This window comes from Pseudomonas sp. 1 (genome assembly GCF_056626735.1).
This window is the reverse complement of record NZ_JBWXMQ010000001.1, coordinates 480,025-491,916: the sequence shown is the minus strand read 5'-3', so window position 1 is coordinate 491,916 and position 11,892 is coordinate 480,025. Positions and strand designations below refer to the sequence as shown.

The following is an 11,892-nucleotide window of genomic DNA, read 5'->3' as shown; positions in this document are numbered from 1 at the left end:
ACGGTGTACTCCGGCAATGAGAGTGATCGATGCTCAGGGCTTGTTCCCGCATCGTGTTGATATGATAATCATAGTAACTGTGAAAGAGGCAAGCCCTGATGGCTGTAAACGATAGTCTTCCCGATACGCTGTGCCCGATTTCCCGGGCCGAGGCGATCGTCGGCGACCGCTGGACGGTGCTGGTTTTGCGCGAATTGTTCATGGGCAGCCATCGCTACGACGAGATCCTGGCCCAGACCGGCGCTACGCCGCAGATGGTCGCCGCTCGATTGAAATGCCTTGAGGCAGACGGGCTCGTTGAACGTCGTCTGTATAACGAACGGCCGAAACGCTACGAGTACCACCTCACCGCGAAAGGCGAGGCGTTTTATCCGGTGGTAATTGCGTTACGCGCCTGGGGCGAGACCTGGTGCAAGTCCCCCGAGGAAGGGCTGGCGGTGAACATGATTCACAAAAACTGCAACCACAGCGCAGGCCTCGGGCCGCTGTGCGATCACTGCGGTGAAGTATTGCGCCGTGAGGATTTGATCAGTCAGCCGCAAGAGTCGTACGCCGCCGAACGACAGGCCCGGCGCGAGGCGTTCAAGACGAAATAGACGCTTCCCCACAAAGCAAAAAGGCCCTCACATCTGAGGGCCTTCATGTGTCAGCGCGGAACGGATGGCTTACAGGCTGTTCACCAGTTTCCCGGAGGTCAGCCGCCGGCGATAAGCACTGTCACGATTTGCCAGCCAGAAATACAGCGGCGACGTCACCAGCAACCCCACCAGCCAGGAAAGGTCTGCGCCGTTGATGTGGGCCGACACCGGCCCGACGTACAGTGGCGTGTTCATGAACGGAATCTGCACCACGATGCCGATCGCATACGCCAGCAAGGCTTGCGGGTTGTAACGGCCGTAGATGCCGCCGTCGACCTGGAAGATCGAGCCGATGTCGTACTGGCCTTTGTGGATGGCGTAGAAGTCGATCAGGTTGATCGCGGTCCATGGCACCAACACCACCAGCAACACCAGCACCATGTCGACGAAGTGGCCGATGAAGTCCGCCGAGGCGCCAACCGCAGCGAAGCAGCAGGCCAGCAGGACGATGATCGAAATCACTGCGCGGCTCTTGGCGGTCGGGATCCAGCGGTAAGCGAAGGTCTGCACCAGCGTGATCAGCGACAGCACTGCGCCGTACAGGTTGAGGGCGTTGTGGCTGATGACGCTGAGCAGGAACAGCACCAGCATCAACGGGCCGATGGCGCCGGTGGCAAGTTTTACCGCGTCCATGGTGTCCATGCCCACCGGGGTTGCCAGCACGGCGACAGCGCCGAACACGAACGACAGGCTCGAACCCAGCGCCGATCCCAGATAGGTCGTCCAGAAGGTTGCCGCCACCGGCACGTTGGCCGGCAGGTAGCGCGAGTAGTCCGACACATAAGGCGCAAACGCGATCTGCCATAGCGCCGCCAGCGACACGGTGGCGAGCCAGCCGGAAATGTTGAAGCTGCCACGAGTGAGGAAATCATCGGTCTGGATGTGGGTGAGGATGTAGCCGAAGCCGACCACGATGCCGATCCCCAGCACCCAGGTGCCGATGCGGTTGAGCACGTGGATGAAGCGGTAACCGATGATGCCGATGATCCCCGAGCCCAGCGCACCGATGACGATGCCGACCGGCACCGGAACGCTGTCGACCACGCCATGCAGGGACTTGCCGGCGAGCACGATGTTGGAGGCGAAGAAACCGATGTACATGACGCCAGCAATCAACACCACCAGCAGCGCGCCGAGAGAGCCGAACTGCGCACGGCTCTGGATCATCTGCGGAATACCCATCTGCGGGCCTTGCGCCGAGTGCAGCGCCATCAGCACACCGCCGACCAGATGGCCGACCAGAATGGCGACGATGCCCCACACCAGATTCAGGTGAAACAGTTGTACGCCAAGGGCGCCGGTGACGATGGGCAACGGCGCGATATTGCCGCCGAACCAGAGGGTGAACAGATCCCGAACCTTTCCGTGGCGATCTTCGGGTGGCACATAGCCGATCGTGTGTTTTTCAATGAGCGGTGCGGACGTTGTTGCAGAGGTGGCCATGACGAACTCCAAGGCAAGGACGAGTACGTGGACGTACTTCAGTGAGCGCCGGCACGGACGGCGCATTTCTTGTTGGGGTGATCATGGGCAAGGAAAGGGGAGAGATAAATTAGTAGTTTTGTTGCTTCAGGCGCTAAAAAAACGAGGCTCTCCGGACGGCTGGAAACGCTCTGTCTCGGGCATTTCAGCGCCATGAACGACAGCGCAGCTGACCTCCATCGGAGCAGCTGTCTGTCGGTGATGCTACGGCGCGGCTGCAGACTCGAATCCCGCAGCCAGACCGCTTTTTTCACATTCGAATCGACGCCAGCATCCGTTGCAGCATCTCATCGCAGGCCTTGAGCTGATCGCGGCTGACGAATTCGTCCGGCTTGTGGCCTTGATCCATGCTGCCGGGGCCGCACACCACCGTGGCAATCCCCACCGCGTCGAACAATCCGCCTTCAGTGCCAAACGCTACGGTGCCGAAATCGTCCGAGCCACAGAACGTGGCGATCAATTGCGCAGCCTGGCTCCGGGCATCTGTGGCCAGCCCCGGATACGCCGACAACTCGCTGAAACGGATATCGCTCTGCTCGCTGACCGCCCGCATGCGCGGCAGCATTTGCTGTTCGGCGTAGGCCTTGAGTTGCTGCGCGACGACCGCCGGATCCTGCGAGGGCAGGGCGCGGATTTCGAAGTCGAAACGGCAATCGGCGGGGACGATGTTCAATGCTTTGCCCCCGCTGATCACACCGGTTTGCACCGTTGAGTACGGCGGGTCGAAACGCGGGTCGAGGTGTTCCTCCTTGAGCTGTCGACCGATGCGCCCCAGCTCGCCGATCAACTCGGCGGCGCACTCGATGGCATTGACCCCGAGTGGCGCATAGGCCGAGTGGCAGGCATGACCCTGGACATCACAGCGCATCGCCAGTTTGCCCTTGTGTCCGAGCACCGGTTTGAGTTCGGTCGGCTCGCCGATGATGCACAGCAGCGGTTTGACCGGACGCTGCTCCAGCACCTTGAGCAGCGAGCGCACACCAAGGCAGCCGACCTCTTCGTCGTACGACAGAGCAATATGCACCGGCATACGCAAAGGTGCTTCGATCAACGACGGCACCAGCGCGAGCACGCAGGCGATATAGCCCTTCATGTCCGCCGTGCCGCGACCGTAAAGCTTGCCGTCGCGTTCGCTCAGTTCGAACGGTGGCACGGTCCACGGCTGACCATCGGCAGGCACCACATCGGTGTGCCCCGACAGCACGATGCCCGGTTGATCGGCCGGGCCGATCGTGGCGAACAGATTGGCCTTGCTGCGCTCATCGTTGTAGATCAGTTCGCACGGCACATCGAAACTTTCGAGGTAGCTGCGCACGAAGTCGATCAGTTGCAGGTTGGACTCGCGGCTGGTGGTGTCGAACCCCACCAGCGTCTTGAGCAACGCGACGCTGTTGCTCATCGGTCGTCTCCCGCGACTCCATAACCTGGTGCCTTCGCCGGGTCGAGGGCGCGGTCGATGTAGTCCTGAAGCTGCGGGCGATAGGCGTCCCAGAGTTTTTGCAATTGCCCGATCGGGTCTTCATCGGCCCAGTCCACCCGTAGGTTGACAATGGGCCAGGTCAACTCGCCGACCACAACCACGGCTGCCGAATGCACCGGGCCCGCTTCGCCGCCCAAGGCCTGGGCGGCGTGCAGGGCCTTGATCAGGCGATCGGCCAATTGGCCTTCGCCTTCTTCGAACGCGCTGACCATGGCTTCGATCACCGAGCGCCCGGCGAGCATGTTGCCCGCCGCCACGCATTGCTCGCCCGACACGGCGTTGTGCACGCCAAGGGTTTGCGCGCCGCTGAAATGCGCGGTCTGGCCGAGGTGGTTGATCGCCGTGATCTGTCGATACTGGCTGTAACCATTGCGGGTCAACACCTTGTCCAGCGCGGCCTCGGGCGCCAGGCCCTGCTCCATCAGGGCGAGGACTTCCGGGCCGAGCGACGGCAAGGTGATGTTCTGGCTCGACACCGCGCCGACCCCCGGCAACAGCCACGGACAACGGGCGCCGACGGCGATGCTGGAGGAGCTGATGGCGATGCCGAACTGACCGGTTTCGGGGCAACGGGCGGCGATGGAAAATGTCATGTGTGGCCTCCTTTCGCTAAGGTCGAATTACTCGGGAATCACCGCAACCACATCAATTTCCATCAGCCACTGCGGCTGACCCAAAGCCGACACCACCAGCCCGGTGGAGATCGGGAACACGCCTTTGAGCCATTTGCCGACTTCCTGATACACCGGCTCGCGGTAGCGCGGGTCGATCAGGTAAGTGGTGGTCTTGACGATATGGCTCAGGTCGCTGCCGGCCTCTTCGAGCAGTTGCTTGACGTTGCGCATCGCTTGTTCGGTCTGGGCGCGCGGGTCGCCGAGGCCGACCAGTTCGCCGTCGAAATTGGTGCCGACCTGACCGCGGACATACACGGTGTTGCCGGCACGCACGGCCTGACACAGGTCGTTGTCCAGCGTCTGGTTTGGGTAGGTGTCCTTGGTGTTGAACATACGAATGCGGGTGTGGGTTGGCTGACTCATGTGAGGCTCCTGACGAAATCGGACCCGGCGCGACAGGTGCCGGGATTGAAGAGGGGAATCAAGCGTCGACGGTGTCGACAGCGTTGTTGTGCAGCGCGGCTTCGCGTTGTTCGGCATCGCGATAAGCCAGGTATTTGCGTTGGGTGGCGATGTGATCGGCCACGTGCTTGGCGTCGTGCCACACGCCCCAGATGAACGACGACCCGCGTCGCGACTGCCACGGCAAGCCGAGGAAATACACGCCCGGCTCACTGGACACGCCGCGCTGGTGCTGCGGCTTGCCGTTGTCGTCGAACGCCGCGACTTTCAGCCAGGAATAGTCCACGGCAAACCCGGTGGCCCAGATGATCGAGGTGATGCCGGCGGCGGCCAGATCGAGATCGGCCAGCGGGTTTTTCACGCATTCAGGATCCGGATAAGTCTCGCGGGCTTCCGGTTCCAGCGGCAGGTCGAGACCGTTGCGCTCGATGTAGGCATCGGCGGCATCCAGCAGCGCGAGGTAGTTTTCATCGCCACGCTTGAGGTTGTCGCGCAGGTCCTGTTTGAAGGTCACCACGCCGTCGCTGAACGATTCGGTGACGCCGACCAGGGTCATGCCGCGATGGGCCAGACCACGGAAGTCGATGGTACGGCCACCGTGGGCGCCGCTGACGGCGATGGTCACGTGTTCACGGCCGGGTTTCATCGCGGCCTGATCCCACTCGCCGAGCACGCCGAGCCACCAGCAGAAATCGCGGTTGCGGTAGGCGCGAGGAGGGCGGTCGTGGGCGCCGACCGAGAGGTAAACCTGCTTGCCCGAGCGCTGCAACTCATCGGCGATCTGCACGCCCGACGAACCGGCACCGACCACCAGCACCGCGCCGGCCGGCAGTTGTTGCGGGTTGCGATAGTCGGCCGAGTGAATCTGCAGCAGACGTTCATCCTTCGGCGCAATCGCCGGGATCACCGGACGCTGGAACGGGCCGGTGGCGGCGACGACGCGGGCCGCTTCGATCAAGCCCTCGGAGGTCTCTACGGTGAAACCCGGACGCCCGACATTGCGCACGACGCTTTTCACATCGACGCCGGTGCGGATCGGCGCGTTGAATTTCCTGGCGTAGGCTTCGAAGTAGTCGGCGACGCGCTCCTTGTGGGCGAAACCGTCCGGATCAACATCATCGAATTCCATCCCCGGAAACCGGTCGTGCCACGCCGGACCGTTGGCCACCAACGAATCCCAGCGCCCGGTGCGCCAGCGTTCGGCAATGCGGCTGCGCTCCAGCACCAAGTGCGGCACACCGAGTTTGCTCAGGTGTTCACTCATGGCCACACCCGCTTGACCGGCGCCGACAACAAGCGTGTCTGTTTTTATTATTTCAGTGGTCATCTCTGATCCCTTCTCACGAGGCCGTTGGATTCAGGTCGCTGTCGACCTGTTCTCTGTGCTTGGGACCAGACTAGGGAGGGGGTGGTTATCGGTAAAATATTATTAAGCTGGCATGTGAAGATAAAAACGTGATGCAGAGGCCTGAAAGCCCCGTAAATACGGGGCTTTGCCTTGCCACCGAAATCCGGGACAAGGAAAAAAAGGGCCGCCGACAGGGTTGTCGGCGGCCCTTTTCAAGGCGCGTTTAGATCACACGGACTCAGCGATCGAGGAATGCCAGCAGGTCTTCATTCAATTGCTGCGCATGGGTGACCGCAAAACCGTGCGGCGCGCCTGCGTAGACTTTCAGCTCGGCGCCCTTGATCTGCTCAGCCGCGCGTTTGCCGGTGGTTTCAAACGGGACGATCTGATCGCCATCGCCATGAATCACCAACGTCGGTACATCGATTTTCGCCATGTCCGGGCGGAAGTCGGTTTCCGAGAATGCAGTGACGCAGTCCAGAGTGCCTTTGAGCGAGGCCAGCAGCGCCATGTTCAGGGTTTGCGTCAGCACGCCATCGGAGACTTTCTGGCCTTGGTTGGTGCCGTAGAACGGGGCGTTGAAGTCAGCGATGAACTGCGCGCGATCCTTCAGCAGCCCGGCCTTGATCCCGTCGAACACCGACTTGTCGACGCCTTCGGCGAAGTCCGGTTTCTTGCCGAACAGCGGGGTCACTGCGCCCAGCAACACCAGCCCGGCGACACGCTCGCTGCCGTGGCGCGCAATGTAGCGGCTGACATCGCCGCCGCCCATGGAGAAACCGACGAGGGTCACGTCACGTAGATCCAGATGCTCGATCAGTTGCGCGATGTCATCGGCGAAGGTGTCGTAGTCGTAGCCGGTCCATGGCTGCTCGGAGCGCCCGAAACCACGACGGTCGAAGGCGATGGTGCGGTAGCCGCGGCTGCTCAGGTACTCCATCTGGTATTCCCACATGTCGGCGTCCAGCGGCCAGCCATGGCTGAACAGCACGGGCTTGCCGCTGCCCCAGTCCTTGAAATAGATCTCGGTGCCGTCTCGGGTCGTGAAGGTGCTCATGAAAACTCCTTGGGTTGGGCTGCGTGGATGCCGTGATGGCAGCGTTCACTATCGCGACAAAGGGCATTGGCCACTTGTACGCAGGTGCTAAGTTTCGTGGCGCACGCGTTAACGGTTTGGCGGCATGAGTTGTAAGATGCAACCGCATCGAACCTGCCGTTTTACCGGAGACACCCGAAATGAAGCGCAAAAGCCTTGCGGGCAATGCCTGCCCGATCGCCCGGACACTCGACCTGATCGGTGACTGGTGGTCGTTGCTGATCATCCGCGATGCACTGGAAGGCATCAGTCGCTTCAGCGATTTCGAGAAGAGCCTGGATATCGCCAAGAACATGTTGAGCACCCGGCTCAAAGGGCTGGTGGAGCGCGACATCCTGCGCCTGGTGCCGGCGTCCGATGGCAGCGCTTACAAGGAATACGTGCTGACTGAAAAGGGCCGCGCATTGCAAACCGTGATCGTTGCGCTGTCGCAATGGGGCGGGGAATTCCTGTTCGAGCCTGGCGAGTCGGGGTCGGTGATGGTCGATGCGCAGAAGCGTCAGCCGATTAGGAAGCTTGAGTTGTTGTCGGCGGATGGTCGGGTGCTGGCGCCGGAAGATGTGGCGACAAAACTGGCAGTTGAGCATTGAGGTGATGTGATTCTCCGATTCGGGACGACCTTTACTGCTGCCGCTGGTCGGCAATACGTAATCAGTAATATCAAAAATTGACGTCAGAATAGTGGCTCATTACTATCGCGCCATTATTTTGATATCAGTTTCCGTCTCGAGGGATCGAACATGTCCTCACCCGCCCTCGTGGCGAGGTTGTGCCTGGCTTTGCTATGCCTTTCTCCGCTCCAAACCGCATTTGCAGCACCCACCCCCGGTGAAACCGATCTGATCCGCGAACGCCAGAACCGTCTGCTCGAAGAGCAGCAGCGGCGGCTCGAAGAGCTCAAGGATCTACCCGGCAAAGAAGCCAGGCCGACGCAGCCGGAAGCTCCTGTCGACTCGCGTTGCTTTCAGATCAACGACATCGAGCTCAAAGGCGCCGACAGCCTGTCGGAGAGCGACAAGAGCCGTTTGCTCAAGCCCTACATCGGCCAGTGCCTTGGTGTACCTCAGCTGAATGAAGTGCTGAAGGTCATCACCGATCACTACATCGAGAAGGGTTGGGTGACCAGCCGGGCTTATCTGCCACAGCAGGATCTGTCCGGTGGGCACCTGAAAGTGCTGGTGGTCGAAGGCAAACTGGAAGGCTTGAAAGGCGCCGACAACAGCAAACTCTCGGAGCGTGAGTTGTCGATGGCGTTTCCCGGCAAGACCGGTGAACTGGTCAACCTGCGCGAGATCGAGCAGATGGTCGATCAACTCAATCGCCTGCCGTCCAATCAGGCCAAGATGGAGCTCTCGCCGGGCCAGAACGTTGGCGGCAGTGAGGTGCTGGTCACCAACACCCCGCAAAAACCATGGCGTGCCGGGTTGTCGCGCAGCAACGACGGCCAGCGCAGCACCGGTGAGCAGCAGTGGGGCACGACGTTCGACTGGGATAGTCCGCTGGGCCTGGCCGATCAGTTGAGCCTGCGCGGCGGTCACGATGCGATGACCGACCATCAGCACACCTCCAACAACGCCATGCTCAACTACAACCTGCCGTGGGGCTGGTGGAACTTCAGCTACACCTACAGCCAGAGCGAATACCGTTCACAGATCGCCGCCAACGGCTACAACTTCAAGCAGACCGGCGACAGCGAAAACCATCAGTTGCGGGCCGAACGCGTGATTCATCGCGATGCGGTGAGCAAGACCTCCCTCAGCGCCGGCCTGTCGTATCTGCGCACCAACAACTTCATCGAAGACAGCAAGCTCAAACTGAGCAGCAACCGCATCAGCGAAGCGCAGTTCGGCTTCAACCATGGGCGGCGGATTGGCAGCGCCTTCGTCAACTTCGATGCCGGCATGCAGCAGGGCATCGGCGCGTTCGATGCCCAGGGCAGCCACGATCCTGGCCCCGGCGAACCGGACGCACGTTACCGCAAATACACCGCGACCCTGAGTTATCTGCAGCCGTTCAAGCTGTGGGGCGAATCTTTCACTTTCAGCAGCCTGATGACCGGCCAGCGCAGCGAAGACGTGCTGTTCAGCCCGCAACGCACCAGCCTTGGCGGGCTGTCATCGGTCCGTGGCTACAAGGATCAGTCGCTCTCAGGCGACAGCGGCGGTTACTGGCGCAACGACCTGCGCTGGGCGCGCCCGATCAACGCCGAATGGCTGCGTCCGGTATTCGCCGAATATGGCACCAGCCTTGGTTACGATCAGGGCGTCATTCGCAATGACCGCTACAACGGCGACCAGCACGGACGCATGTCGAGCAACTCGCTGGAGTTGTTTGCGCGTGGCCAGCATGTTGCAGCCAGTGTGACCTTTGCCCATTCCCTGGAGCGACCGGCCGCGCTGACCGAGCGCGAAGCGCCGATCTATTTCCGCATGGATTTCTTCCTCTAGTTTTTGCCTTTTCCGAGATTCTGATATGAGCCTCCGCCAACTTGCCAAAAAAGGGGACACCCATTAGCCGGTCTCAAGTCGAGGTTTATGGGTGTCCCAGAGATAATTCGATACATGGTGTGTCCCGGTTTGCGCGCAAAGGATCCAGGATTTGAGCGAAGTAAAAAAATACCCACGTCTGAAAGTGTTCCTTGCCTTTCTTCTCTGTCCATTGGTTCCAGGGTTTATCGCAAGCATCATCAAGACCCTTGCAACGATCTTCCATCTGGCCATGAATCCTCGGCTGATGGGCGAGGTTGTGGGAGGTGAGCTGATGTTGATGCCGTTCCTCGGTCCCTTGCTCGCCGAGGTGATATTTCTTGTACCGTTTTTGGTGTTCGCAATGGTGATTGCACTGATGAAGGTCAAACGGACGAACCGAGCCTGCTCAATAATTGCACTGACGGGCGCCGCGTTGGCGACTTTATGGGTGACACCGTTTGTCCTAGCCGTTGTATCGGATGTAAAGGGAGCGACCTTTTCCGATGAAATGTTCGGAATGGTCGTGCTGTTCCTCACGTCGATGGCGACATGCTGGCTGACAGCGCGCTTCTTTCTGCCTGATCCAACAGAGCCATCGTTGCCTTGAAAACCCAAATGAAAACGCCCCGAACATCTCGGGGCGTTTTCATATGTCGGGTGGCAGGTCTATCTAAACGCCGGCACCACATGCTTGATAAACAGCTCCAGCGACTTCTTCTTCTCCGCATGCGGCAGGCTGTTGTCGCACCAGAAACTGAACTCATCCACCCCCAGTTCCTGGTAGTACTTGATACGCGGAATGATCTCTTCCGGCGTGCCGATCATCGCGGTCTTGTGCAGGCTCTCCAGTTCAAACTCCGGCCGGCCGGCAAATTTCTCTTCCGGGCTCGGGGCGAGGAAGCCATTAACCGGAGTTTCCTTGTTGCCGAACCACGCATCGAACGTGCGATAGAAACGTGAAATGGCTTTCGCGCCAACCTTCCAGCCTTCCGGGTCATCCGCCGAGTGCACGTGGGTATGACGCAGCACCATCAATTGTGGACGCGGCACATCCGGGTTGTTGTCCAGCGCCGTCTGGAACTTGTTCTTCAGGTCGAGGACTTCTTCATCGCCTTTCATCAGCGGCGTGACCATCACATTGCAGCCGTTGGCCACGGCGAAGTTGTGCGAGTCCGGGTCGCGGGCGGCGATCCACATTGGCGGGTTGGGCTTCTGGACCGGTTTCGGCACGCTGGTGGAAGTAGGGAATTTCCAGATCTCGCCGTTGTGGGCATAGTCGCCTTGCCACAGGGCGCGCACCACCGGGACCATTTCCCGCAACGCCTGGCCGCCGCTGGAAGCAGGCATGCCGCCAGCCATGCGGTCGAATTCCACCTGATAGGCGCCACGCGCCAGGCCGACTTCCATCCGCCCGTTGCTGATCACATCGAGCAACGCGCATTCACCGGCGACCCGCAGCGGATGCCAGAACGGCGCGATGATGGTGCCGGCGCCCAGGTGAATGGTGGTGGTTTTGGCCGCGAGGTAGGCCAGCAGCGGCATCGGGCTCGGCGAGATGGTGTATTCCATCGCGTGGTGTTCGCCGATCCACACGGTGCTGAAACCGCCGGCCTCGGCCATCAACGTCAGTTCGGTCAGGTCTTCGAACAGTTGACGGTGGCTGACGCTTTCGTCCCAGCGCTCCATGTGTACGAACAGGGAAAATTTCATGACGCTACCTCGAATCTCTTGTGGTCGGCCGGTCGCTTGCCGGCCTGTTTAAGTGCAATCGTGCGGATCAGGCGAAGGCAGGCAGGGCGCCCATCTTGCCGTGGCAATACACCAGCGGGCCGGCGTCCTGCTGAGGGACGATAAGGTTTTTCACCGCGCCGACCATGATCGCGTGGTCGCCGCCTTCGTATTCGCGCCACAGCTCACATTCGATGATAGCTGTCGCGTTGGCCAGGATCGGATTGCCCAGTTCGCTCAGCGTCCACTCGATGCCCTGCGCCTTGTCCTTGCCTTTGCGGGCGAACGCATAGGCTTCGCCTTGCTGACCGCCGGACAACACGTGAATGGCGAAGCGTTTGTTCTTGATCAGGACGGGATAGGAATCGGAACTGTAATTGGGGCAGAACAGCACCAGGGCGGGGTCCATCGACAGCGAACTGAAGGCGCTGGCGGTCAGGCCGACGATCTGGCCGTCGTCATCCAGCGTGGTGATGACGGTAACGCCGGACGGGAACGAGCCCATGACTTGTTTGTAGACGGCAGCATCGATCATTGGTCAATCCTCGAGTGCGGTGAAGCGTGTTTTTATTCGTT

At 60.5% G+C, this 11,892-nt stretch carries 12 protein-coding genes; 4 read left to right on the top strand and 8 right to left on the bottom strand.

Features of this window, described 5'->3' with window-relative positions; all coding sequences use genetic code 11:
* Positions 1 to 98: 98 nt before the first annotated feature.
* Positions 99 to 596 (top strand): winged helix-turn-helix transcriptional regulator, encoded by a 498-nt coding sequence (locus AC1MDC_RS02115; protein ID WP_085698281.1) that lies wholly within the window; start codon positions 99 to 101, stop codon positions 594 to 596.
* Positions 597 to 665: 69 nt separating this feature from the next.
* On the opposite strand, the gene AC1MDC_RS02110 is transcribed toward AC1MDC_RS02115, so the two are convergent.
* From AC1MDC_RS02110 to AC1MDC_RS02085, 6 genes are all read right to left on the bottom strand, one after another.
* Complete coding sequence (locus tag AC1MDC_RS02110) at positions 666 to 2,081, bottom strand: purine-cytosine permease family protein (RefSeq protein ID WP_085698282.1); 1,416 nt, start codon at positions 2,079 to 2,081, stop codon at positions 666 to 668.
* Between the two features lie 289 nt (positions 2,082 to 2,370).
* Positions 2,371 to 3,519 (bottom strand): acetylornithine deacetylase, encoded by a 1,149-nt coding sequence (gene argE, locus AC1MDC_RS02105; protein WP_085698283.1) that lies wholly within the window; start codon positions 3,517 to 3,519, stop codon positions 2,371 to 2,373.
* Positions 3,516 to 4,193, bottom strand: coding sequence for a DUF1028 domain-containing protein (locus AC1MDC_RS02100; RefSeq protein ID WP_039766940.1), 678 nt, complete (start codon positions 4,191 to 4,193; stop codon positions 3,516 to 3,518). The genes argE and AC1MDC_RS02100 overlap by 4 nt, the downstream gene beginning before the upstream one ends.
* A 27-nt stretch (positions 4,194 to 4,220) precedes the next feature.
* Positions 4,221 to 4,637, bottom strand: a complete 417-nt coding sequence (locus tag AC1MDC_RS02095; RefSeq protein WP_007950460.1) for a RidA family protein — start codon at positions 4,635 to 4,637, stop codon at positions 4,221 to 4,223.
* Positions 4,638 to 4,695: 58 nt separating this feature from the next.
* Complete coding sequence (locus AC1MDC_RS02090; protein WP_227232827.1) at positions 4,696 to 6,003, bottom strand: flavin-containing monooxygenase; 1,308 nt, start codon at positions 6,001 to 6,003, stop codon at positions 4,696 to 4,698.
* Between the two features lie 259 nt (positions 6,004 to 6,262).
* On the bottom strand, positions 6,263 to 7,081 hold the full coding sequence (locus AC1MDC_RS02085; protein WP_227232826.1) for an alpha/beta fold hydrolase: 819 nt from the start codon (positions 7,079 to 7,081) through the stop codon (positions 6,263 to 6,265).
* Positions 7,082 to 7,260: 179 nt separating this feature from the next.
* On the opposite strand from AC1MDC_RS02085, the gene AC1MDC_RS02080 reads away from it, so the two are divergent.
* From AC1MDC_RS02080 to AC1MDC_RS02070, 3 genes are all read left to right on the top strand, one after another.
* Positions 7,261 to 7,710, top strand: coding sequence for a winged helix-turn-helix transcriptional regulator (locus AC1MDC_RS02080; protein WP_480392408.1), 450 nt, complete (start codon positions 7,261 to 7,263; stop codon positions 7,708 to 7,710).
* 150 nt (positions 7,711 to 7,860) lie between these two features.
* A complete protein-coding gene (locus tag AC1MDC_RS02075) occupies positions 7,861 to 9,567 on the top strand; it encodes a ShlB/FhaC/HecB family hemolysin secretion/activation protein (protein WP_480392407.1) in 1,707 nt (568 codons plus the stop codon).
* A gap of 151 nt (positions 9,568 to 9,718) precedes the next feature.
* Positions 9,719 to 10,195 (top strand): hypothetical protein, encoded by a 477-nt coding sequence (locus tag AC1MDC_RS02070; RefSeq protein ID WP_480392406.1) that lies wholly within the window; start codon positions 9,719 to 9,721, stop codon positions 10,193 to 10,195.
* Between the two features lie 59 nt (positions 10,196 to 10,254).
* Here the strand turns inward: AC1MDC_RS02070 and AC1MDC_RS02065 are convergent, their stop codons facing one another.
* Together AC1MDC_RS02065 and AC1MDC_RS02060 are read right to left on the bottom strand one after the other, a co-directional pair.
* On the bottom strand, positions 10,255 to 11,298 hold the full coding sequence (locus AC1MDC_RS02065; RefSeq protein WP_480392405.1) for an LLM class flavin-dependent oxidoreductase: 1,044 nt from the start codon (positions 11,296 to 11,298) through the stop codon (positions 10,255 to 10,257).
* A gap of 67 nt (positions 11,299 to 11,365) precedes the next feature.
* Positions 11,366 to 11,851: a flavin reductase family protein gene (locus AC1MDC_RS02060; RefSeq protein ID WP_085703594.1), complete on the bottom strand. Its 486-nt coding sequence runs from the start codon at positions 11,849 to 11,851 to the stop codon at positions 11,366 to 11,368.
* Between the last annotated feature and the right edge of the window lie 41 nt (positions 11,852 to 11,892).